Genomic DNA, 22,630 nt, shown 5'->3' on the forward strand with positions numbered 1-22,630 from the left:
GGGAATTTATTTTGTTTCAGGCTACAACTTATTCAGACGACAGAGTAAAAAGTTACGAACTATTAATTAAACAATTAGATGCTTTAACAGATGGTGAGAAGGATGAGGTTGCTATTTTATCCAATGCATCAGCACTATTAAATCAATTCTTAAAAGAGGTAAACTGGGTTGGTTTTTACGTTTGGAAGGATAATGAACTTGTACTCGGCCCATTCCAAGGACTCCCAGCTTGTATTCGCATCGGCTTCGGTAAAGGTGTCTGTGGTACTGCTGTAAAAGAAAAACAAACACAACGCATTGCCGATGTCCATCAATTCCCAGGGCATATCGCATGTGACAGTGCGAGCCAATCGGAAATTGTAGTACCAATCATAATCAATGATAAAGTATACGGTGTACTTGATATTGACAGCCCTATTAAGAATCGATTTGATGAAATCGATCAAACTTACTTAGAAAAATTTGTTACTACTTTAGAAAAGCATTTACAATAACCTTAGTATAACAAAACTAGCAGCAAATCCAAGCTGCTAGTTTTGTTTTTACTAAAAGGATCGACTCAGTGCTGGGACAATTTATTGTACGGCTAATTGTGAACATCAGTGAACATCAGTCTTTATTACCTGAATATCAGCTTTTCTCTCTTGATTATCAGCCAATTTTGCTTGAATATCAGCTTTTTTACCAGAAACAGCATTCATAGCCTGATTTACTCCCTGCCTTCATTTATTTTGCAATTTCTCCTTGACTTTCATCTCTAATAATTATATACTATCCTTTGTGTAAAATAATTAAGTAGCCTAAGTGAACCGACGCTTGCACTCATTTTGTTCCTTCGCGGTGGCACTAGCCTCCCAAGGTGTATCGTGTAACTCTCTGCTGCTGGAGCGATGGTACATGAAAACAAAATGAACAACGACCCGGACACGCTCGTTTTATTTTATGCAAATAAAACATAAAGGAGATATGTCCTATGTCACGTTATACTGGATCTATCTGGAAAAAATCACGCCGTCTTGGCATTTCATTAACTGGTACTGGTAAGGAATTAGATAAACGCCCTTACGCACCTGGTCAACACGGACCAACTCAACGCAAAAAAATGTCTGAATATGGCTTGCAAATGCAAGAGAAGCAAAAACTTCGCTTCATGTACGGGTTAAACGAACGTCAATTCCGCAACCTATTCAACAAAGCTGGTAAAATGAAAGGTATCCATGGTGAAAACTTCATGATCTTACTTGAATCTCGCCTAGATAACTTAGTTTTCCGTCTTGGTCTTGCTCGCACACGCAGACAAGCACGTCAGCTAGTTAACCACGGTCACGTGTTAGTTGATGGCAAGCGCGTAGATATTCCGTCATACTCTGTAAAAACAGGTCAAACAATCAGCTTACGTGAAAAATCACAAAAGCTTGATATCGTTAAAGAAGCAATTGAAGTGAACAGCTTCGTACCTGAATACACTACATTTGACGCTGAGAAAATGGAAGGAACTTACTCTCGTTTACCTGAGCGTTCTGAACTTCCAGCTGAAATCAACGAACAACTTATCGTTGAGTTCTACTCTCGTTAAGCGGATTGTATTTTATAACGTAGTATTTAAAGCCTTAGAAACCTTGTTAAATCAAGGTTTTGGGGCTTTTTTTATTTTATTCAGCTTTGTAAAGAAATGTATATAAATGTATCTGTTTGGGGCTAGATTGGGGCTAAATATTAATATGAAATGTGGACAGGCGTTCGTCTCATAAGCCAAGATTAAAGCAGAGATACAACTCTCTGCTATTTCTTTTTCCTTTGTTCTTCTTTCCAAACATTTATCATTACATCAGCAACTGTTCTATAGACATTATCAATTTCCTCTTGAGTTGCTTCCCACTTTGGAACCATTAAATTTATCAAACCGTGCTTTCCTTTAAGTTCAACCAATTCATAATCATCTTTAGATCTTCCTTCTGGTAATGGCAAATATATCCCCCCTTTCTTATCTATTCTCCGCTTTTGGCGAATGTCCTACAATAAAACCTAATAATTGGTATAATTAAGTTAAAATTGATTTGGGGGAATATCTATGACCGAAGAAAGTATGATTCAACATCTATATGACCAGATTGACAGATTAATATCAATGCAAAGCACTATGCTTACAATAGTTGGTGTTTTGTTTACATTAATTATAGCCGTTTTTGCATTTTTCCAATGGAGAATAAACAACCGAGATCAAGAAGTAATAATTAAATCTGCAAAAGAAGAATTATTATCAAATTTAATTCAAAATTATAACTTATTAGGTATAAATGAAAACCAACATAAGCTTGAACAAAATATTGAAGAGAATGAAAAAGAATTTAAAAATATTAAAGATACACTACATAATTTGAACAATAAACAACGAGAGCTTGAGCTACGTATAAAAGTAAACGAACTATCAATTAAACAATATTTAGTTATTGAAAAAGACATAATGGATAATGCTGAGCATTTCAAGGAAGTAAACAACAAGAAAAGGGAGACTCTGCTATCAATTATTTTCGACTTTGGAGAAGATGAACTACTAGGTGAATTAAAGAAACCTTTGGCGGAAAAGTTATTTCATATAGTAATGGTTCATTCAAAAGAAAAGATGAGTTATAGAGATTTTATAAAAAAATATTCTAATGAACAAGAAAAAGAGAGATCGTTTTAACTTGATCTCTGGGTTTGTCAAATAAAGTGTGTAAGTTCTAAACTTACTCAAGATATTTTAAAGCCCTCTCTTTTAGATTTCCATGGAGAAGTAGTTGGTTCATAACCATTGCCCAGTTTTGGATATGGCCACCTTCCCATTTGGTTTCGAGTTCTTTGACTCGTAAAAATAATACTTTTAGTAGAGCGTTCTCGTTAGGGAATGCTCCTTTTTTGGTTACTTTTCTGAAGCTGGAATGGATGCTTTCAACTGCGTTGGTGGTGTACATAACTTTACGAATGGCACTTCCATAATCATAAAGCTGCTCGACATGGTGGAAGTTTCTTGTCCAAACATCAATTGCCCCTGGATAAGCAGCCCATTGCTGTTGAAAGGATTCAAAGGCACTTAGGCAAGCCTTGTGGCTTGGCGCACCATAAACTTTCTTTAAGGCTTTGGTGAATGTTTTATAATCCTTGCTGGGAACATATTTGACGGAGTTACGAATCAAATGAACCATGCATCGTTGAACGATTACGTCAGGGAAAATCGCACGTGCTCCTTCTTCCAAACCACTCACACCATCCATGGATATAAAGAAAATGTCTTCGACACCTCTCGCCTTGATTTCATCGAAAATCTGCATCCATTTGTGTTTGCTTTCCGTTTCATTTAACCATAAGCCAAGGATTTCTTTATTCCCTTCCATTGTGTAACCCAGAATCGTATAGACAGCATATTTCTTCGCCTCATATTGATTGCGGATGGTTGTATACATGCAATCTACGAAAACAAATGCATAACAGTCACTTAACGGTCTGGTTTGCCAATCCTCCAGTTCAGGAAGCACTTGATCCGTAATATCGGATATCATTTCATGAGATACTGAAAAACCATAAATATCTTCAATCGTTGATGAAATATCACGCTGCGACATCCCACGTGCATACATGGAGATCACTTTACCCTCAATGGCAGAAACATCCTTCTTACGCTTCGGTATCAGTTCAGAATTAAAGGAACCGTCACGGTCACGGGGCATATTAATATCTACTTCTCCTGAAGCTGTTTTGATCGTTTTCTTTCCATACCCATTGCGTCTGTTTTCGGTTTCTTTTTCTCCTTTATCATTCGAATCGTATCCTAAGTGGTTATTCATCTCGCCCTTTAACATTGTTTCAAACATAGGACCAAATATATCTTTGAGTGCATTTTGCATATCTTCAACTGACTCTGGTTGATAGTCTTCAATAATTTTATTTGCCAACTTAACTGATTTCGGGTCTCGCTTTGACTTCGTCATTACATAACCTCCTATCAATTTAATTCCATTCTATCAAAATTAAAAAAATGTGTAAGCAAGAACCGTACGCATTCTTACTTACACAGTTAATATTACACTCCCACATTACGTATGCATTTTCTAAATAGGATCTGACATTACGCTTCAAATCTAATCCCTTTTATTATATTAATCACCTCATTTATCAATATACTTCTTTCCAAACTTAATAAGATAATCTGACCTTTTTTCGTCACATAATTTAAGAAGTGAATATCCGTCTATCATTACTTGGTTTAATGAATTCTCGATTCTAGAACCAAGTTCCTTCCCGAGTTCTTCGCGATTTTTAACAGGCTCACCTATATTTTTAAAGTGTTTATCAAACGTTTCAATAAATAACACTGTTTTATTGTATACATCTTCATCAACATAAATTGCATAAAACACAGATTCGACCATGTAATCATATAATTTTTCATTAAAAAACAAACGGGCACTTTCTGCATCTTCAAATTTTTCTAATATTAAACTGAAACAATATTTCACTTGATTGCAAGCAGAGAGAATTAGTTAATTTCATCAATTTATTTAAATTACTTAGTCTTTCTTCAGCTTTTTTCTTCGCTTCAGATTTTTTAAAAATCCAAACAGTTATCCAGCTACCAATTAAAACACCTAAAATAGGGATTGCAAGATCTGTAATATACTCCATTCATATCTTCCCCTTTACTACAACTTTTACAGATATCATTGGGTAACGTCTTGTATTTCTTCATAAAATCTTACGCTCTCTTTAGTAATAACCAGAATATTAACTTGTCCACCACAGTTTGAATAAGAGTTACTGAATGATAAACTTTTTATCGTTGCTTCAATACTAAATTCAACGTACTCTATAGCCCTAGCTAATGACATCTTATTAAATTTAGGTCTAATTTTTTCCCATAAACCAAAAGCGATTTTTGTATTTCCTCCGAAATGTGTTTCATAAGATATTTTCCCATTTTCAATGTTTCTCCTACAATTTTCATCCTTATGAATATAAATAACATAAGGTTCATCTTCCTCATAACCAGCTAACCAAAATTGAGTCTCTAATGTGGGATAATACTTTCGCAAAAACCCATAAAACCTATATGCAACTAAATATACTTGATCATCTTCTTTAACGTTGCTTTCTATAAATTCATCAATAATCACATTTAAATCTTTTCCCATATAATCAAACGTATTATGTGCCGTTAGACCTACATTTTTATTTATCATCCAGATTTTTTGGTGTGTATCTGATAATATTTTTTGACTTAATCGACCATCGGGGTACGTTATATTCTCAGTTAGTCTACTGTCTATCCCCATAACTATTCCATCAGGAACACAGGTAATAACACAAATAGTCATTCTGTTCCACCTCCCATTTACCTAATAATTCGACAGAGAATTACAGTAATCCTTTTTTTCTGTAAAAAAGAACCCTATTCGGATTCTCTAAGAGTTTTAGCTTCTTCAACTAAGCCCGGCACTTGATAATATTCCCCTTCTACCAATGATTGTCTGACTTCATTCATCTTATCAAAATACTCCTGGTTATCAACGAAAAGACCACCTAATGACAAAGAAAGATAAGCAATTAATTAGATCCTACTTGGATGCTCTCTTTTTATCTCGTGAAGAAGAACTATAACACAATCTTAGGGAGCCTTTATAAATATTTAAGGAGGTGGTGTAAAAACATTGTATTCCCGATAACGCCTGTCCGCGTAAAGAAGGGTGATACAAATGAAATTAATTAAATCAAAGAAGGATCCTGAAGTATATTATTACTTCAATAAAGATAAAGAAAAATTATGGATGTATCGTCATAAATATTATGATGACTTAGGTAAGAGAAAAGAGAAAAAGAAAAGCAGCTTTAGAGCCGAAAAGGATGCACTAAAAGCATTAATTGAAGTGAAAGCGGCTATTTTAAATGGACAATCAAAACAAGTCGAGCATGATCAAATGACTGTCTCACAATGGTTGGATATATGGTATGAAACTTATAATCGAGGTTGGGGTGTCACATCTCAACTCCAAAGGAAAAATGCTATTCAGTATCAAATGAAACCTCTTCTAGGCAAATATAAATTATGTAAATTAGATAGGACAACTTATGTAAGAGAGTATATTAATGAGCTGTCGAAGAAATACAAACCTAATACTGTAGCTTTATTTCACCGTCTGTTTAAGATCGCAATCAATGCAGCTGTGGAAGATGAAATAATTCCACGTAATAGGTTTAATAAAATTGCTATTGAACAGGACGATGAACTTGAAAACTTCCTTACCCCTGAAGAGTTGAGTATTTTCTTGAATGTGGCCAAAAAGCATGAGAACATTACAAATTACACATTCATTTTGCTGCTAGCCTACACTGGGTTAAGGAAAGGAGAGGTTCTAGGGTTAAAGTGGAAAAACATTAATCTAAAAGAAAAAACTGTAACAGTTGATTGTACAAGGGATAGATACGGAGACCGCCCACCTAAGACAAAAAACAGTTACAGGACCATAGGTATAGATGATATTGTAGTTAACCAATTACAAGTTTATCAAAAATGGTGTATTGAAACAAAATTTTCTTATGGTATGAAACTCGATAAGAAAAACGAGTATGTGTTAATTTCACATCAGGGTGGGACACCAATGGGAGCTAATACTTCAAAATATTTATTTGGACGCATATATAAACAACTGGAAAAAGATGAAATAAATATCAAGGAGATTATTCCACACGGCTTACGTCATACACATGCTACCATGTTAATAAATATAGGTACACCTGCTAAAACTGTTGCTGACAGATTAGGGAACACACCTGAAATGATCTACAATGTGTACTCCCATTCCTTTAAAGAATTAGAGGATAAAGCAGTAGCTGCATTTAGTGAAGCTCTCTTAAATGGGGCTAAAAGTGGGGCTAATTAGGATAAAACACCTCACAAACGTTGATATATAAGGCTTTAAAATACAATAGAGTTCTACTCTCGTTAAGCCAAGTGCTAATATTCAATAGTATTTCAACCCCTAGAAACCTTGTTTTATCAAGTGTTCTAGGGGTTTTCTTTTTTTTATAGTGTAGATTAATGTATTTAAAGTTGGTGATTTTTGGGCGTTTTTTCCCTATATTTTGTAGAAAGGCGCCAATCAATAACATGAGACGATACATGTGAGCAATTTTAAAACGTTCACCTCTTTTTAAGGTGTCTTAAGTTATCCTATTTGAAAGATTCCTAATACTTCTGTGCTTTGATGTTGTAATACTGTATTTATCCAATCACCTAGTAAATATAATTCTGGAATATCTGAAACAAAAACAAATTCATATTCATACTTTCCCACTTTGTTGTATAGGATGTTTTCACCTTTAAAATGTTTAGCAATAACTTTACTTATGAATTCCATTGTTTCTTCACTATTCTCTACTCGAATTTTAAATTGGTATTTATATTTGCGGTTACTCTCACCTAATGTACTAAATTCCAGAAACTTGTTGTATAATTTTATCTTCTCCTCTTCCTCTTTTGATGTTTTTGTTTTTTCTCCTTGCACTACGTTTTCTTGTTTATCTTGTTCGTGTTGTTTTTCCTTACCACCACCATCGTTCATTTTTTTATCCAGAATTTGGACCAAATCTGTTATATCGGTCATCGATATTTTATCTACTTTTATACCTACATCTTTTATATGATTTATTACTTCATTTCTCATATCAGCTACAGATGTTAAGGTACGCTGGTTATCTTTACTTTGTTGCATGGACATTGATATAGCAACTATAGCTAAAGCTATAGACACGGAACTGGAAATTATATTAAAATTAATACTGTAATCACTTAGCCAAAAAGAAATAGATAGTATTATAACTGCAACGAGAATACTTGTTAGCCATTTCCAATCTTTATTTGTCCACCCGGAATTCATATACACTTCCTCCTCAACTATTAAATTTCGACAAACAATCTTAGAATTACCAGTTTGCTTTTATTTCAACTATTCTTTGGTAACAATGTTTCTCTTTTCCTGCTGAATCCTTTAAAATTGAAGGTTATTCAGATGCTTATGCTATTTTTCTGCTATTATCCCTCATATCTTCAAGCAATGTTACCTAATGTAGTTAAGACAGTGCCTATTGAAATATTAATTATTAATGTTGCTAATCCTGGTATCCAGATTGAGATTAAATCATCTTTCACTATTACAAAATGAACTAAAATTTTAATGACAAACGAAAGTGTTCTTTGTAACCATTTTTCATTTACAAATAAAAATGTCCTTGAGCTACAACCAGAAAACAGGATCGTTCACCATCAGTAGAACGACCCTGTTTTAACAACCATCTATAGCTTAAACTGCCCTACCAACCCATTCAATTCCTCTGCTAACTTAGCTAATTCATCTGCACTTCCTGCAACTTCCTCCATTGAACTGCTTGTTTGTTGTGAAGATGCTGATGTTTGCTCAATACCTGCTGCTGATTCTTCAGATACAGCAGCGATTTCTTGAATGGCATGATTCATTTTCTGACTGTTTGATGCTATTTCAGAAACATTTGCAGTAATGTTATTTATATTGTCTATCATTTCACTTACCGATTTTTGAATTCCTGTAAATTTTTCTCCTGTTAATCGTATTTGCTGTGTTCCATGTTTAACTTCTTCGTATCCACTATTTAGTGAAGTCGTAACGATACTAAATTCATTTTGGATATTATCCACGATACCGGAAATATCTGTTACGGAATGCGCGACTTGTTCTGCAAGTTTTCGGACTTCATCTGCAACAACAGCAAAGCCCCTCCCATGTTCACCAGCTCTCGCCGCTTCAATAGCTGCATTCAAAGCTAATAAATTTGTTTGATCGGCAATATCCCGAATCACAACTACTAGCTTCGAAATTTCTTGAGATTGAACGTCTAAACCTTGTACTTTTTGTACTGCATCTTGCACAATGGTATCAATACTTTCCATTTGATTCATGGATGAGTCCATTAAAGTAGAACCTTCACTAGTCATCTGTATTACTTGGCTAGACTCCCCTTGTACTTGGTCTGCATTTTCATTTACTTCCTCTAGTTGCTTTGTATAGATTGCCATCATGCTAGATATTTCGCCTGACTGATTTGCTTGCGTTTCTGAACCGGATGCCAATTCCTCCATCGTAGTGGATATTTGCTCTGTTCCTGAACGTACTTCATTCGCTGATTGTGTAAGCTCCTCACTGTGGGCAGTTACAGTGGTAGATACATCATTGATCTTAACCATAATGTTTCGCATGCTTTCACTCATATCATTGGTAGCTGTTACAAGCTGACCAATCTCATCAGTAGTTTTTGCCTGAAGCGGCTCTTGATTCAGGTTACCATTAGCAACTAATTGCATGCGATTCATTACCATCCGTAAAGGTCTAGTAATGGATGCAGCTGTAGCGATGGCAACGATAATGCCTAAAACGATAACTAACGCGGAAATAACAATCCCAAGGATCATGATGAAATCTCCGTTTGCTTTTACCGTATCTCCTAATTCTTGTATAATGACTTCTCTTTCGCTCGCCAATTCATTAAAACCAGCAATTAATTCATTACCGAGTGGCTGTACGGAATTTTCCATGATTTCTGTTGCGCTTTCCTCATTCCCATTTTCGAATTCAGCAAAAACCTCATCTGTTAACGTTCCCCACTCTATTTTTTTATCGATTAATACTTGCAGCTCATCTGAATCACTTAACTCCAATGCACGATTCTCTAAAGCAATGCTTGCTTCAATTCCATTTTGAAAATCATCCTTATATTGTTGGCTATCAAATAATAAATACCCACGAATCAAACTCTCACGCTCGACCATATCATATGCTAGCCCTTCGTCTACAATTAACAGCTCAAGCTCCGTATCGATTATCCCCTCTAAATCACTGTTTATTTCATTAATCGAATAAATGGTAAAGCCACTTAAAAGGATAGTTAAAACAATAACAACAGAAAAGCAAAATAATATTTTAGCTCGTAAGGTTTTAAAACTAAATAGGTTTGAAAACTTCTTCATGCTGTGATACCCCATTCTATATAATAGTAGTCTACTATATTTCTTCTATTGACTCCTTTTCCGAAATCAACTTGATAAATATATAGCTCTTTCTATTCTATATCGTATTACTTCAAAAATAGTTTAAGTGGTTATCCTAATTTTACAGAGAATTAACCATTCTAATTATTATGATAACTGTTTATTTCCTTATAATAATAGACCTCAAATCCTTGTCTCTCAAGAATTTGAGGTCTATTTATAACGAGGTTCATGTTTTTTCCATACATTGACTCACATTAATCATTTAACCCATTTTCTATATATTGTTTCAACGCATCCAAATCTTTCGCACAAGCTTTTTTAAACGTACCACCCATCATTTTACCGAAGAATTTCGCCATGCCAGTTAGTTCATTAATTTCTCCAGATAACGTAACATCCGTATCCATATCGTTTTCCGAAAAGAGATTATACGTGTAAATAAACTCTCCCTTCCCTGTTGTTCCTTTTGTGCCATCACAGCGAAGAACGATTTTCTCTGGATGTACTAGCTGAACAACTTCAAAGTGCTCTGTCGCTTTTTGTCCGAATATTTTTCTTGTTTCCAGCCACTGACTCCCCTCTTGAACTGGGCCCTCATCTAATCGCTCAATTCCTCCAAAGCCCTGCATCCACTCTTTTGCATCATCTAGATCGATCAGGCTTTCATAAACTTTTTCTTGTGATGCATGAATGGTCCGATGCACTTGAAATCGAATACTCAAATGAACTTCCTCCCTCGAATCGTTTCATAAACTAATTCATTTCTATTAATTCAAATTCTTCCTTCAAAATCGAATACAGCTTTAAGTCTTCATGTTCTCCCTTTACTAGCATCCCTTTACGGATAATCCCTTCAAACGTCATTCCGAGCTTTTCCATTACGTGCTCGGAACCGATATTTGCGACAAAGCACCTTGCTTGAATTCGGATTAAATCCATATTGGAAAATCCAAATGCTATGACTGACTTAGCCGCTTCTGTCGTTAAACCACATCCCCAGTAGTCTTGGTGGATACAATATGCAATTTCTGCACTTTGATGAGTTGGGTTCCAAGATGCAAGGTCAACCGTTCCTATAATCTTTCCTGTCTTTTTATATTCCATCCCCCATGGTGCTAAACTTTTCTTTTTATAATTGTTTAAGATGAATTCGACGAACGCTTCTGTATCTGCTAGCGATTGATGCGGGTTCCACGTAACAAATCTTGTTACCTCTGGATCTGAACAGTATGCATACATATCTGGTACATCTAGTTTCGTTATTTTTCTAAGTATGAGACGTTCTGTTTCAATTTTTGGCAAATCACTATAAGTGTCTTCTTTAATCATCGAAACCCTCCATTCGTTCTACTCATTATAAAGGATTTTTTCGAATATTAAAGCAGCTAAATTAAATAAGGCACGAATGTCATTACATCCGTGCCAAGTATTCGTTCTCTTTAAAATTGCACAAGAAAATATTTCTTCTTTCCACGGCGAATGATTGTAAACTGGTCTTCAATACGATCAGCCGCTGTTACCACATAATTAACATCTTGTTGTCGTTCGCCATTAATAGATACAGCTCCATTGCCAATATCTTCTCTTGCTTGGCGTTTCGATGAAGAAATGGAAGCTTGCACTAATAGGTCCACCAAGTTAATATCCTCTTTTTCCGCTTCGTATGTTGGTACATCCTTAAAGCCTTGCTCAATATCACTTGCGGATAACTCCTTCAAGTCACCGCTAAATAATGCTGCTGATATCTTAATGGCCTGATTCAGCGCTGCTTCGCCATGAATCGATCTTGTCATTTCTTCTGCAAGACGTTTTTGAGCAACACGATTTTCCGGATGCTGTTCTACTTCTTGCTCAAGGACTGCAATTTCTTCCTCAGGTAAAAATGTGAAATAACGTAAGAATTTAGCAACATCACGATCATCTGTATTAATCCAGAACTGGTAAAATTCATATGGTGTCGTTTTTTCTGGGTCTAACCATACCGCGTTTCCAGCTGTTTTGCCGAATTTTGTACCATCTGCTTTTGTAATGAGTGGTACTGTTAGTCCGAATACTTTTATTTGTTCGTCTTCATCTTCTCTGGAACGGCGGATAAGTTCCATCCCTGCAGTGATATTTCCCCATTGGTCACTACCGCCAATTTGTAAAGTACAATTTTCCTGTTCGTACAATTTAAGGTAGTCAAGCGACTGCAAAATCATATAGCTGAATTCGGTAAATGTAATTCCTTGTTCAATTCGGGCAGAAACAGATTCCTTTGCAAGCATGTAGTTGATTCCAAAATGTTTTCCTGCATCCCGCAGAAAATCAATAATTGTCATATTGCCAAGCCAGTCATGGTTATTTCTTGACTGTACCGGATTATCACCTTGATCAGTATCAACCAGTTTGCTAATTTGCTCTCTGATTTTCTCTGTAAACCCGTGGACAACCTCGCTCGTGTTCAAGGAACGTTCACTGGATCTTCCGCTTGGATCGCCAATCATTCCTGTTCCTCCACCTACAAGCGCAATCGGCTTATGTCCAGCTTGTTGGAATCTTTTTAACATGGTTAATGGCACTAAATGGCCAATATGCAGACTATCGGCTGTTGGGTCAAAGCCACAGTATAATGTAATTTGGTTTTCTTTCAAATGCTTTTCTAGCCCTTCTCGGTCCGTTACTTGATGGACCAGCCCTCGGTTTTCAAGATCTTGTAAAATGTCCATTCTCCACACTCCATTACTTTTTTATTAAAAAACCTGGCATTTGCAATCCTTTTAGCAAATACCTTAGTTCACTTATGCAGATAAGGCAGTTTCACACTTTCTTATCTGCAAACCAAAAAACTCGCCCCTAAAAAAAGGGACGAGCTGAACACGCGGTACCACCCTTGTTGCTAAAAAAATAGCCACTTGGGATTGTTAACGATGTCTCCACCGTTCTTTCCGTATAGAAGTACAAAGTCAGGTAAAATGACACTTCGAATTTCTTCGTTGGGCCTTTTTATCCTTCTTTAAAAGATGCACTGCTCCTACCGAAAGAAATGCTCCAGATTGTAATTCACTTGCAAATGTATACTGGCTTGCACCTTCCGCCAGCTCTCTTTAATAGGGATTTGCTAAGCTACTGCGATCTTTCATCACATCATATCAAAAGATGCTCAACAAGCAGCTAAATAGAATTGAGAAATTCATATTTATCCTTGTTCTTGAACATGCAATATGTATTATATACATTCATAACACATCTGTAATGCAATTGCAATATTTAATTTCTAAATACGATACAACAAAAAACACTCATATGCTATAATAAATATGAAATTTAGGGGGTTCACAAATGGAATTTAAAGAAAAAATGCTCGAATATAAGAAGAAGCTGTCGACCCTATGGAAAACAGGGAAAATCCAGCGTTCATCACGCGTTACCTACGATGTGGTGTGGAATGTTATTTTATTCGTTCTTGTTATAGGTTTTATTGGATTTATTTTTGCAGGAGCTGTTGGAGCGGGCTATTTCGCATCGCTTGTAAAGGATGAACCAATTCGTAGCTATGAGACGATGGCTCAGGATATTTATGATTACTCAGAAACATCGAAACTATACTTTGCTGATGATGTTTACTTTGGTGATATAAACTCCGATATACATCGTGAAGAAACAACATTAGAGAATATTTCACCAATTTTAACGCAGGCCGTTATTGCTACAGAAGATGAATATTTTAATGAGCATAAAGGAATTGTACCAAAGGCAATTCTTCGTGCAATGGTTCAGGAAGTTACCAATTCTTCTATCCAAACTGGTGGGAGTACATTAACACAGCAATTGATTAAAAACCAAATTCTTACTGATGAGGTTTCTTTTGAAAGAAAAGCAGTTGAAATGTTGCTCGCGCTGCGCTTAGAAAGATTTTTTGAAAAAGAGGAGATTCTGGAAGCCTACTTAAACATTGTGCCGTATGGCAGGGATGCTTCAGGCAGAAATATTGCTGGTGTTCAAACAGCTTCAAAGGGGATTTTTGGTATTGATGCTGATGAAGTTAATCTTCCTCAGGCCGCATATCTCGCTGGACTACCCCAAAGCCCTTCATCCTACACACCGTTTGTCAATAGTGGTGGTCTAAAGGATGAAGCAGGTATCCAACCAGGAATAAACCGAATGAAAACAGTACTTAATCGCATGTATGATATGGAGTACATTACAAAGGAAGAATACGAAGAAGCATTAGAATATGATATTGTCGCAGATTTCTCTGAAAAAAGTCCATCTCCAAGGGAAACATATCCAGTATTAACCTTTGAAATTGAGGAAAGAGCGACCAAGCTCATTAAAAAAATTCTCGCTGAAGAAGATGGGTATACATCAGGGGATCTTAATAAAAATGAAGCTTTAAACAAGGAATATGAAGAGCTTGCATCACGTGCGCTAAGAAATAACGGTTATGAAATTCATTCCACAATTGACAAAGAAATTTACGATGCTTTCCAGGAAATCGGTAAAAATTATGAGCACTATGGGCGCGATCATACGTTTACAGTAACGGATGATGAAACGGGTGAAACAACGAGCTGGACAGAGGAAGTACAGGCTGCCGGAATGATGATTGAAAACAATTCAGGCAGAATTATTAGCTTCTTTGGTAATCGTGCTCCAAGCTTAGATAATCATTATAACTATGCTACTCGTGCAGTCCGTTCGAACGGAAGTACGATCAAGCCTATACTGGATTATGCACCAGCACTTGAAAAAGGTGCCGTCCAACCTGGAACTCCGATAGCGGATTACCCAAGAACATTCCCAAACCCTGGAGGCGCACCGTATGAAGTAAGCAACTATGGTAACGCCAGCTATGGAATGGTTTCTGCACGGAGAGCATTAGCTGGTTCTTACAACATCCCAGCAGTGGATACGTATATGAAAATAATTCAGGACAATCCTGCTAAAGAATATTTAGAGAAAATGGGGATCACTACATTAACATCCGGTGATTACGTCCAACCTTCCCTTTCCTTAGGAGGAATGGATCGAGGTGTAACCGTAGAAGAAAATATCAATGCATTTAGTACACTTGGTAATAACGGTAATTTTTCGGACGGTTATATGATCGAAAAAATCGTATCAAAAGATGGAGATATCCTATATGAACATAAATCCGATCCGGTAGAAGTGTTTACGCCTCAAACAAGTTATTTAACACTTGATATGATGCGCGATGTCATTACATCAGGTACCGGGGCATACCTGAACTCACAATTAAAACATGGTGGAGTTGATTGGGCAGGTAAAACCGGAACATCGAACGATTATAAGGATGCCTGGTTTGTTGCCATCAACCCTAACGTTACCTTTGGTACTTGGATTGGGTATAAGACTCCAGCATCCGTTTATGATCCAAGCTATCCACTTAACTATAGCCAGCGTAATATGAAGCTTTGGTCCGAATTTATTAATGCAGCATCAGATATCAAACCAGAGCTTGTTGCACCGAAGGATAAATTCGAACGTCCTGGTGGAATCGTCGAGCGTAGCTACTGTTCTATTTCCGGAATGCTTCCATCGGAATTATGTGAAAAAGCTGGATTAGTAAAAACTGATTTATTTAATGAAAAATTCGTACCTACCGAAAAGGATGATAGTCTTATTTCTGGAAACCAAGTGCTTGTCGATGGAAAATCAGTAAAAGCTGGTTCCAATACACCTAGTGAATTTACGAATGGCAATGGAGTTACCTTTAATCCTGAATGGTTAAAACGAAATGGATTTGATAAACTCAGTGATCTTTCTGTCCTGTACCCTAGAGGTGAGGATGGAGAGAAGTGGAGGAAAATTGGCATTCCTAGTGGGTCTGCGGGGAGCTCGATCGAAGATGATGGCAAAGCACCTGGGGCACCAACATCAGTTAAAAAGTCAGGTAATAAGCTAACTTGGAGTAAGCCTGATAATAACGATATTGTTGGTTACCGTATTTATCGCGCAAACTCATCCGGCGGAGATTTTAAACTGGTCGGCAACTCCAGTCAAACCGAATATAATATTGGCGATGAAAATGCTGTATATACGATAAAAGCAATCGACTACTCTGGAAATGAATCCAAAGCATCGTCTGAATTTACGGTTGGTGACAAACCAAAGGATGATAATACATCCAATAAGGATAAAGACGATGATAACAAGGATGAAAAAGCAACGGATAATAAAGATAAAAAAAATGACAGCAATAATAAAAACAAATCAGATGATGATTAATGGATGATATATTTTTGAGGGAGCTTTTTAGCTCTCTCTTTTTTTATCACTCCACCTCCCCTACTATGCCTCTAAATGCCAGCCTATTCTTTTCGATAAACTTTCACAAAATACTAAAAATAGTAATTGAAATGCTGTATAATAGATGTATGAAAGCGGATTAAATACAGGTGGTGAACAAATGGAGCATGTAAAGACTTTTCACAGTATTTCTTACGAGACCGCTCAAGGAACCATCATTATTGAAGGACCATTATCTGCAACCGAGTTAAGCCAGTACTATTTCCATGAACAACTGACCGCTTTCCGGCCTGCAGCAAAACAATTCGAAGCCCTCCTTGAGATAGCTGAATTTCCAGAGGGAAGAATTATAGTTGCCAGAACAACAGATACAATTGTCGGCTATGTCACATACTTACATCCCGATCCCCTTGAAAGATGGTCAACGTTTAATATGGAAGATTTGATAGAATTAGGTGCAATTGAAATGATTCCTGCGTATCGCGGGGAGAGGGTTGCCTCAAACCTTTTAAAGGTTTCCATGATGGACGAGTATATGGAAAACTATATCATTATCTCTACTGAATATTATTGGCACTGGGATTTAGAAGGAACGAAATTAAGCATTTGGAATTACCGCAAAATCATGGAGAAAATGATGGCTGCAGGCGGATTGCTTCCTGCACCGACAGACGATCCTGAAATAATTTCTCACCCAGCAAACTGTTTAATGGTTCGAATCGGGAAAAATGTTCACGAGGAGTCCATTCAACAATTCGATAAACTTCGCTTTTTAGCACGAAATAAATATCGGGACATGAGAGAAGGTTTATAATATGCATGTTGAAGAGGTTATGAAAAAGGAAGTCGTAACACTCAAGCCTGGAGCAACAATTTCAAACGCATTAGAGCTACTGGAAAAGCATCGCATCCGTCATATTACCATCGTGGATGATGCTAACCAGGTGATTGGAATTGTTTCCGACCGCGATGTACGTGATGCTAGTCCATCAACATTTATTAAAGATGCAGATAACAGTGAATTGCAAAATGAAATCCAAACAATTATGAGTCATCCCGTGATTACGATTCATCCAATGGATTTTGTCGAAGAAATTGCTTCGATTTTTTATGATAAAGAAATTGCTTGTCTTCCAGTTGTCCGTAATAATCGTTTAGTTGGGGTTGTTACAGAAAAAGACATGCTTTATACATTGATCCAATTAACAGGCACCCATGTTCAAAGTTCCTTAATTGAAGTAAAGGTTCCTGACAGACCTGGAATTCTGCCTGAAGTTACAGCTATTTTCGGAAAAAGAAAAACGAATATTGCCTCGGTCTTAGTTTATCCGTATAAAAGTGATTTAGATTATAAAGTTCTCGTATTCCGTATCCAGACAATGAATCCAATGCCTATTATCCAAGACTTGCGCAATGCTGGCTATGAATTGCTGTGGCCAAACGATGGGCTTGGGCTGACATAATGCGAAACAATTCGGCCTTTGTCTTTTCCAATGATTATCTTACCTATCATTTTCATAAAGATCACCCCTTTAACCACAAAAGGGTGCAATTAGCGAAGGAATTATTGGAATTGAGTGGTGCTTTAACAAATCAGGATATTATTCCTGCAAGGATGGCAACGGATGAAGAGCTTGCACTATTTCATGATTATGATTATATCGATGCGGTGAAACGAGCTGGGCGAGGCGGGTTAAACGAAAAAGCAGGACAGGAGTATGGTTTAGGAACGGAAGACACACCGATTTTTAAAAATATGCATGAGGCAAGTAGCTTTTTAGTTGGCGGTACATTAACCGCTGTTGATGAAGTGATTAGCGGCAACAAAGATCATGTGCTTAATCTTGGAGGTGGGTTACATCATGGTTTTGAGCGAAAGGCTTCTGGATTTTGCATTTACAACGATAGTGCAGTTGCAATCAAATATATTCGTGAAAAATACAAATTAAGAGTGTTATATATTGATACCGATGCCCACCATGGTGATGGCGTACAATGGGCGTTCTATGATGATCCAAATGTATGTACCTTCTCGATTCATGAAACAGGAAGATACCTTTTCCCTGGAACAGGAAATGTGAATGAGCGTGGTATTAAGGAAGGGCATGGGTATTCCTTTAACCTTCCAATTGATGCCTTTACACAGGATGAATCCTTTCTGCATGTCTATGAAACTGCAGTAAGAGAAATTGCAGCATTTTTCAAGCCGGATGTCATTGTGACCCAGAATGGGGCTGATGCGCATTGTTTTGATCCTTTAACACACCTTTGTGGCACAATGGCAATTTATGATCGAATACCGTTCGTGGCACATGAATTGGCACACGAGTACTGTAATGGAAAATGGATTGCAATTGGTGGTGGAGGGTATGATATGTGGCGTGTTGTTCCGCGTGCCTGGGCACAAATATGGAATGTGATGAAGCATGGCAAACCAGCAGCAGGAGCTATTCCAGTTCAATGGATAGAGAAGTGGCAAAACGAATCTCCTGTCAGGCTACCAGCCAACTGGCATGATAGTGAAGAAGCTATTCCAGAGATTCCTAGAAAGGCTGAGATCTCAGAGAAAAATGAACAATTATTAAAAAGTCTATTAAAGTATACGAAACCAATTCGGTAGACATCGAAAATTAGATTCCTATAAGTAAGGCAAGAAGCTGTCCATTATAGACAGCTTCTTGCCTCGTGAATCGATATCAGATTCTGTTTTTCAATTCTTTACGCTTCATTTATACGCTCTCCAACGAAGCTTTCGTTACGCCCAACATCTTTTCTTTCTTTTGCTTCATTTGAAAGAAAGGCACTAAGCTTCTCTTCTAAAATTCGCGGATTTTGTCCCGATTGAACACCAATAATACCTTCAATAATAATTTGCTTTGTAAAAACCTCTTCCTCTGTCTTTGCTTCAAGCTTGCTAGCCATAGGATGGAAAAACAGATTAGCCAGTACAGTTCCATAAAGGGTCGTAAGGAGCGCTACTGCCATACTCGGACCTAACGTTCCAGGATCCTCTAACGTATTCAGCATGAGAACAAGACCGATTAATGTTCCAATCATTCCCCATGCAGGTGCATAATCCCCTGCCTTTTCAAAAAGTACTCTCCCTTTGTAATGTCGGTCTTCCAAAGCTGTAATTTCAGCATTCATAATATCAGTAACAACCTCTGGATCAATACCATCTACCGCAAGCAGTATACCCTTTTTAATAAATGGGTCTTCAACTTCCTCGAGCTCATTTTCCAATGCGAGAATGCCTTCCCTTCTCGCCCGCTCTGAAAGACGCACGAATAGTTTAATTAGTTCAGGAAGCTGCATATCATTTTTATGAAATGCCTCCTTCATGATCTTACCTGTTAATTTAATTTGGTCCATTTTGAATGTGACCAGCATGGAAGCAACTAAGCCACCGAGTACAATAAATACGGAAGGTATGTCAGCAAACGATGCAACCCCCTCCGTACCACTATTCGTCATAATTGCTAACATAAGCATAATAAAACCTAGAGTAATACCAATTGGAGTTAGGAAATCGCGTTTTCTCATATTCATTTAGCTCCCTATGTTACTTTACTAAAACAAGAAGAGTTCAAAAGGTTACCTATTTCCGCAGCATAAGCTCTTCAAATTGGTTGGTAACATTTTGAACATCTATCTAATTTACTATTTATATCGGTATTATTTTTCTAATGTTGAGTTTCTTAATTCAAGTCGATGTGGTAATACAACATTATTATCTTCTACTTCTTCTTTATTCATATATTTTGTAAGCAGACGCATTGCTACTGCACCAATATCATAGGTTGGTTGTACAACTGTAGTCAATGTAGGTCGCACCATTGTTGCAAGTCTTGTGTTATCAAAGCCAAATACTTCGAGATCATTTGGTACATCTAATCCCCTGTCCTGTGCTCCATGAATAACACCTAGTGCAAGCTCATCATAAGTTACAAATATAGCAGTCGGTTTTTCATCCAAGTTTGCGAAATATTCTACTGCATCTAATCCCGTTTGATAAGCATAAACGCCTCTGTAAATGAATTCTTCATTAATTTCAATAGAAGCTTCCTTGAGCGCACGAACGTATCCATTATATTTTAATGTATTAACACCAAAATCTAAATTACTTGCAACTAATGCAGGGTGTTTGTGTCCTTTATCGATCAAATGTTTAGTCGCTTCATATGCCGCGAGTTCATAATCGATATTTACTGAAGGAATCTGATCTGCGGGATCATACGTAGCTGCAAGTACAACTGGTACAGAAGACGTTTTGAATTGTTGGATATGATCCTCGTCGATGCTGCCTCCCATAAATAAAATTCCGTCCACTTGTTTTTCTAGCATCGTATTGATGAGTTGCAGTTCTTTATCTTTGTTCTGATCCGAACTACTCAAAATAATATTATATTTATACATCGTTGCAATGTCTTCAATTCCTCGGGCAAGTTCGGAAAAGAAGATATTCGAGATATCTGGAATAATCGCTCCTACAGTAGTTGTTTTTTTACTTGCCAATCCTCTAGCCACTGCATTTGGACGATAGCCTAATCGTTCAATCGTTGCTAATACTTTTTTACGTGTTGTTGGTTTTACATTCGGGTTTCCGTTAACAACACGAGACACTGTAGCCATTGAAACATTCGCCTCACGAGCTACATCATATATCGTTATGTTCATCTAAAGTCTACCTCCTAATATTACAAATCGACTTCTATTCTTTATATAATACTCTAGGATGAAAAAAATTACAAAAAAAATCTTAAAAACCAAGAAATTGTCCTAAAATGTACACAAATGCGAGTTCATCCACTATTAGTTTTAACAAAAAACAATACTAGCATACTTTTATTACTTACTGAAGTGAAAGTTATGAAAATGAATTTCCCAAAATGCTATACGATCATACGGCTTCATAAGCATATCATTATATAAGCGTCAGTGATAGTCGACAATGTTAATGGCACTCATTATTATAACGAAAGGAGGATTTTCATTACCTCCTCCAAAAAAAAAGAAAGGCTGCATAATTGCAGCCTTTCTTCTACTATTATCTATTTCAATCGATTTTCGATACCTTTAAGCTCTTCAAAGAATATATCGAATGTTGGAATGTCCATTTGCTGTGCAGAGTCGGATAACGCCACCGCAGGATCTGGATGTACTTCAGCCATAACACCATCAGCTCCAATTGCAAGTGCTGCCTTCGCAGTCGGTAGTAGTAAGTCACGTCTTCCTGTCGAATGTGTAACATCAACCATTACCGGAAGATGTGTTTCTTGTTTCAAAATTGGAACTGCTGAAATATCTAATGTGTTACGTGTTGCTTTTTCGTATGTTCGGATACCACGTTCACATAAAATAATATTCCCATTACCACGGGAAATAATGTACTCTGCTGCATTGATGAATTCAGAAATCGTTGCCGATAAACCACGTTTTAATAGTACTGGTTTATTTGTATCCCCTGCGGCCTTCAATAATTCAAAGTTTTGCATGTTTCTTGCACCAATTTGAATCACATCAATGTAATCAACAGCTTCTTCAATATGTGCTGGGTTTACAATCTCACTAATTACCGCTAAATCATATTCATCAGCAACTCGTTTTAAAATTTGGAGTCCTTCTACGCCAAGTCCTTGGAAATCGTAAGGTGAAGTTCTAGGCTTAAACGCTCCCCCACGCAGTAATTTAAGTCCTTTACTTTTTACAGATTCCGCAACTGCAGCCACCTGCTCATAGCTTTCAACTGCACACGGTCCAAAAACATAGCTAGTGTTACCATTTCCTACTTTAGCACCTTTAATGTCAATCACTGTATTTTCAGGTTTCTTTTTTCGAGAAACGAGTAATGCTTTACTATGATCATCTTCCTGCAATTCCAAACTCGCTTTAAAAATTTCTTTAAAAATATGCTCCAGTGTTGAATTTTGAAAAGGACCATTATTGTTATCCTTAATTTTATCCAACATTTCTCTTTCACGTACTGGATCAAATCGTTTGATACTTTGCTTTGTTTTCAACTGACCGATTTGCTGAACAATCTCTGCACGACGGTTTATTAATTCCAAAATTTCTAAATTCACATCATCCATCTGAACTCTAAGCTGTTCCATTTCATTACTCATTTCCAGTCCCCCTGAAGTCATTTTTTAATAATTAGAGACAATTATAGCTAAAATTCTTTTATTTGTCACCAATAAGTTTATAATATAATAGATATCTTTTTACTATTCTCTTTTTTGAGACCCGTTTTGGAGAGACTGAGATCAGGCACTAAGAAGCACAACTGCCTGGCATGACACCGGACGGATAAGATTGTAAAAA

21 protein-coding genes and 1 other annotated feature are annotated in these 22,630 nt (G+C 36.8%); of the genes, 8 read left to right on the forward strand and 13 right to left on the reverse strand.

What is annotated here, in order from left to right; all coding sequences use genetic code 11:
• The first annotated feature begins 11 nt into the window (after positions 1 to 11).
• Positions 12 to 494 carry a GAF domain-containing protein gene (locus NST46_RS18150; RefSeq protein ID WP_095307361.1) on the forward strand — a complete coding sequence of 161 codons (483 nt, stop codon included), beginning with the start codon at positions 12 to 14 and terminating at the stop codon, positions 492 to 494.
• 479 nt (positions 495 to 973) lie between these two features.
• Positions 974 to 1,576: a 30S ribosomal protein S4 gene (rpsD, locus tag NST46_RS18155; protein ID WP_095307362.1), complete on the forward strand. Its 603-nt coding sequence runs from the start codon at positions 974 to 976 to the stop codon at positions 1,574 to 1,576.
• Between the two features lie 206 nt (positions 1,577 to 1,782).
• On the opposite strand, the gene NST46_RS18160 is transcribed toward rpsD, so the two are convergent.
• Complete coding sequence (locus tag NST46_RS18160; protein WP_341137551.1) at positions 1,783 to 1,968, reverse strand: hypothetical protein; 186 nt, start codon at positions 1,966 to 1,968, stop codon at positions 1,783 to 1,785.
• Positions 1,969 to 2,071: 103 nt separating this feature from the next.
• Here NST46_RS18160 and NST46_RS18165 point away from each other — a divergent pair, with 103 nt between their 5' ends.
• Positions 2,072 to 2,686, forward strand: coding sequence for a hypothetical protein (locus NST46_RS18165; protein ID WP_341137552.1), 615 nt, complete (start codon positions 2,072 to 2,074; stop codon positions 2,684 to 2,686).
• A 43-nt stretch (positions 2,687 to 2,729) separates the two neighbouring features.
• Here NST46_RS18165 and NST46_RS18170 read toward each other — a convergent pair whose 3' ends face one another.
• From NST46_RS18170 to NST46_RS18185, 4 genes are all read right to left on the reverse strand, one after another.
• The gene (locus NST46_RS18170) at positions 2,730 to 3,968 is read right to left on the reverse strand and encodes an IS256 family transposase (protein ID WP_251661683.1); all 1,239 of its coding nucleotides are present in this window, start codon (positions 3,966 to 3,968) and stop codon (positions 2,730 to 2,732) included.
• A gap of 177 nt (positions 3,969 to 4,145) precedes the next feature.
• A complete protein-coding gene (locus NST46_RS18175) occupies positions 4,146 to 4,409 on the reverse strand; it encodes a hypothetical protein (RefSeq protein WP_341137553.1) in 264 nt (87 codons plus the stop codon).
• Between the two features lie 49 nt (positions 4,410 to 4,458).
• Positions 4,459 to 4,662: a hypothetical protein gene (locus NST46_RS18180; protein ID WP_341137554.1), complete on the reverse strand. Its 204-nt coding sequence runs from the start codon at positions 4,660 to 4,662 to the stop codon at positions 4,459 to 4,461.
• Positions 4,663 to 4,697: 35 nt separating this feature from the next.
• Entirely contained in the window at positions 4,698 to 5,351 is a 654-nt protein-coding gene (locus NST46_RS18185; protein WP_341137555.1) for a hypothetical protein, read from the reverse strand.
• Between the two features lie 378 nt (positions 5,352 to 5,729).
• On the opposite strand from NST46_RS18185, the gene NST46_RS18190 reads away from it, so the two are divergent.
• On the forward strand, positions 5,730 to 6,914 hold the full coding sequence (locus NST46_RS18190; RefSeq protein WP_341137556.1) for a site-specific integrase: 1,185 nt from the start codon (positions 5,730 to 5,732) through the stop codon (positions 6,912 to 6,914).
• A 285-nt stretch (positions 6,915 to 7,199) separates the two neighbouring features.
• Here the strand turns inward: NST46_RS18190 and NST46_RS18195 are convergent, their stop codons facing one another.
• The 5 genes from NST46_RS18195 to tyrS all read right to left on the reverse strand — a co-directional run bounded on the left by NST46_RS18195 (position 7,200) and on the right by tyrS (position 12,762).
• The gene (locus NST46_RS18195; RefSeq protein WP_095307364.1) at positions 7,200 to 7,910 is read right to left on the reverse strand and encodes a hypothetical protein; all 711 of its coding nucleotides are present in this window, start codon (positions 7,908 to 7,910) and stop codon (positions 7,200 to 7,202) included.
• 416 nt (positions 7,911 to 8,326) lie between these two features.
• Positions 8,327 to 10,030, reverse strand: a complete 1,704-nt coding sequence (locus tag NST46_RS18200) for a methyl-accepting chemotaxis protein (RefSeq protein WP_340001830.1) — start codon at positions 10,028 to 10,030, stop codon at positions 8,327 to 8,329.
• Positions 10,031 to 10,308: 278 nt separating this feature from the next.
• Positions 10,309 to 10,776, reverse strand: coding sequence for an SRPBCC family protein (locus NST46_RS18205; RefSeq protein WP_118889040.1), 468 nt, complete (start codon positions 10,774 to 10,776; stop codon positions 10,309 to 10,311).
• Between the two features lie 31 nt (positions 10,777 to 10,807).
• Positions 10,808 to 11,383, reverse strand: a complete 576-nt coding sequence (locus NST46_RS18210; RefSeq protein WP_340001828.1) for a GNAT family N-acetyltransferase — start codon at positions 11,381 to 11,383, stop codon at positions 10,808 to 10,810.
• A gap of 110 nt (positions 11,384 to 11,493) precedes the next feature.
• Positions 11,494 to 12,762, reverse strand: coding sequence for a tyrosine--tRNA ligase (tyrS, locus tag NST46_RS18215; protein WP_340001827.1), 1,269 nt, complete (start codon positions 12,760 to 12,762; stop codon positions 11,494 to 11,496).
• Between the two features lie 132 nt (positions 12,763 to 12,894).
• Positions 12,895 to 13,185 (reverse strand) — a binding site (T-box leader).
• A gap of 190 nt (positions 13,186 to 13,375) precedes the next feature.
• Between tyrS and NST46_RS18220 the strand changes: the two genes are divergently transcribed.
• The 4 genes from NST46_RS18220 to NST46_RS18235 all read left to right on the forward strand — a co-directional run bounded on the left by NST46_RS18220 (position 13,376) and on the right by NST46_RS18235 (position 18,926).
• Positions 13,376 to 16,285, forward strand: a complete 2,910-nt coding sequence (locus NST46_RS18220) for a transglycosylase domain-containing protein (RefSeq protein ID WP_340001826.1) — start codon at positions 13,376 to 13,378, stop codon at positions 16,283 to 16,285.
• A gap of 181 nt (positions 16,286 to 16,466) precedes the next feature.
• Positions 16,467 to 17,120 carry a GNAT family N-acetyltransferase gene (locus tag NST46_RS18225; protein ID WP_095307371.1) on the forward strand — a complete coding sequence of 218 codons (654 nt, stop codon included), beginning with the start codon at positions 16,467 to 16,469 and terminating at the stop codon, positions 17,118 to 17,120.
• 1 nt (position 17,121) lies between these two features.
• Positions 17,122 to 17,769, forward strand: coding sequence for an acetoin utilization AcuB family protein (locus NST46_RS18230; RefSeq protein WP_095307372.1), 648 nt, complete (start codon positions 17,122 to 17,124; stop codon positions 17,767 to 17,769).
• Complete coding sequence (locus NST46_RS18235; RefSeq protein WP_303447436.1) at positions 17,769 to 18,926, forward strand: acetoin utilization protein AcuC; 1,158 nt, start codon at positions 17,769 to 17,771, stop codon at positions 18,924 to 18,926. The genes NST46_RS18230 and NST46_RS18235 overlap by 1 nt, the downstream gene beginning before the upstream one ends.
• Before the next feature lie 98 nt (positions 18,927 to 19,024).
• Here NST46_RS18235 and motP read toward each other — a convergent pair whose 3' ends face one another.
• From motP to NST46_RS18250, 3 genes are all read right to left on the reverse strand, one after another.
• Positions 19,025 to 19,849 carry a flagellar motor protein MotP gene (motP, locus tag NST46_RS18240; RefSeq protein ID WP_341137557.1) on the reverse strand — a complete coding sequence of 275 codons (825 nt, stop codon included), beginning with the start codon at positions 19,847 to 19,849 and terminating at the stop codon, positions 19,025 to 19,027.
• Positions 19,850 to 19,981: 132 nt separating this feature from the next.
• Entirely contained in the window at positions 19,982 to 20,983 is a 1,002-nt protein-coding gene (gene ccpA, locus NST46_RS18245) for a catabolite control protein A (RefSeq protein ID WP_095307375.1), read from the reverse strand.
• A gap of 374 nt (positions 20,984 to 21,357) precedes the next feature.
• Positions 21,358 to 22,431 carry a bifunctional 3-deoxy-7-phosphoheptulonate synthase/chorismate mutase gene (locus NST46_RS18250; protein ID WP_095307376.1) on the reverse strand — a complete coding sequence of 358 codons (1,074 nt, stop codon included), beginning with the start codon at positions 22,429 to 22,431 and terminating at the stop codon, positions 21,358 to 21,360.
• Positions 22,432 to 22,630: the final 199 nt, after the last annotated feature.

The organism is Oceanobacillus sp. FSL W7-1309, from assembly GCF_038002145.1.
GTDB classification, from domain to species: domain Bacteria; phylum Bacillota; class Bacilli; order Bacillales; family Amphibacillaceae; genus Oceanobacillus; species Oceanobacillus profundus.

Excerpts from the sequence above, each read along its gene's own strand:
- NST46_RS18190 (WP_341137556.1), top strand. The coding sequence starts at position 5,730 with ATGAAATTAATTAAATCAAAGAAGGATCCTGAAGTATATTATTACTTC.
- NST46_RS18225 (WP_095307371.1), top strand. The coding sequence starts at position 16,467 with ATGGAGCATGTAAAGACTTTTCACAGTATTTCTTACGAGACCGCTCAA.
- NST46_RS18175 (WP_341137553.1), bottom strand. The coding sequence starts at position 4,409 with ATGGTCGAATCTGTGTTTTATGCAATTTATGTTGATGAAGATGTATAC.
- NST46_RS18230 (WP_095307372.1), top strand. The coding sequence starts at position 17,122 with ATGCATGTTGAAGAGGTTATGAAAAAGGAAGTCGTAACACTCAAGCCT.
- NST46_RS18250 (WP_095307376.1), bottom strand. The coding sequence starts at position 22,431 with ATGAGTAATGAAATGGAACAGCTTAGAGTTCAGATGGATGATGTGAAT.
- tyrS (WP_340001827.1), bottom strand. The coding sequence starts at position 12,762 with ATGGACATTTTACAAGATCTTGAAAACCGAGGGCTGGTCCATCAAGTA.
- NST46_RS18185 (WP_341137555.1), bottom strand. The coding sequence starts at position 5,351 with ATGACTATTTGTGTTATTACCTGTGTTCCTGATGGAATAGTTATGGGG.
- NST46_RS18165 (WP_341137552.1), top strand. The coding sequence starts at position 2,072 with ATGACCGAAGAAAGTATGATTCAACATCTATATGACCAGATTGACAGA.
- NST46_RS18170 (WP_251661683.1), bottom strand. The coding sequence starts at position 3,968 with ATGACGAAGTCAAAGCGAGACCCGAAATCAGTTAAGTTGGCAAATAAA.
- NST46_RS18195 (WP_095307364.1), bottom strand. The coding sequence starts at position 7,910 with ATGAATTCCGGGTGGACAAATAAAGATTGGAAATGGCTAACAAGTATT.
- NST46_RS18200 (WP_340001830.1), bottom strand. The coding sequence starts at position 10,030 with ATGAAGAAGTTTTCAAACCTATTTAGTTTTAAAACCTTACGAGCTAAA.
- ccpA (WP_095307375.1), bottom strand. The coding sequence starts at position 20,983 with ATGAACATAACGATATATGATGTAGCTCGTGAGGCGAATGTTTCAATG.
- NST46_RS18210 (WP_340001828.1), bottom strand. The coding sequence starts at position 11,383 with ATGATTAAAGAAGACACTTATAGTGATTTGCCAAAAATTGAAACAGAA.
- NST46_RS18235 (WP_303447436.1), top strand. The coding sequence starts at position 17,769 with ATGCGAAACAATTCGGCCTTTGTCTTTTCCAATGATTATCTTACCTAT.
- motP (WP_341137557.1), bottom strand. The coding sequence starts at position 19,849 with ATGAGAAAACGCGATTTCCTAACTCCAATTGGTATTACTCTAGGTTTT.
- NST46_RS18220 (WP_340001826.1), top strand. The coding sequence starts at position 13,376 with ATGGAATTTAAAGAAAAAATGCTCGAATATAAGAAGAAGCTGTCGACC.
- rpsD (WP_095307362.1), top strand. The coding sequence starts at position 974 with ATGTCACGTTATACTGGATCTATCTGGAAAAAATCACGCCGTCTTGGC.
- NST46_RS18180 (WP_341137554.1), bottom strand. The coding sequence starts at position 4,662 with ATGGAGTATATTACAGATCTTGCAATCCCTATTTTAGGTGTTTTAATT.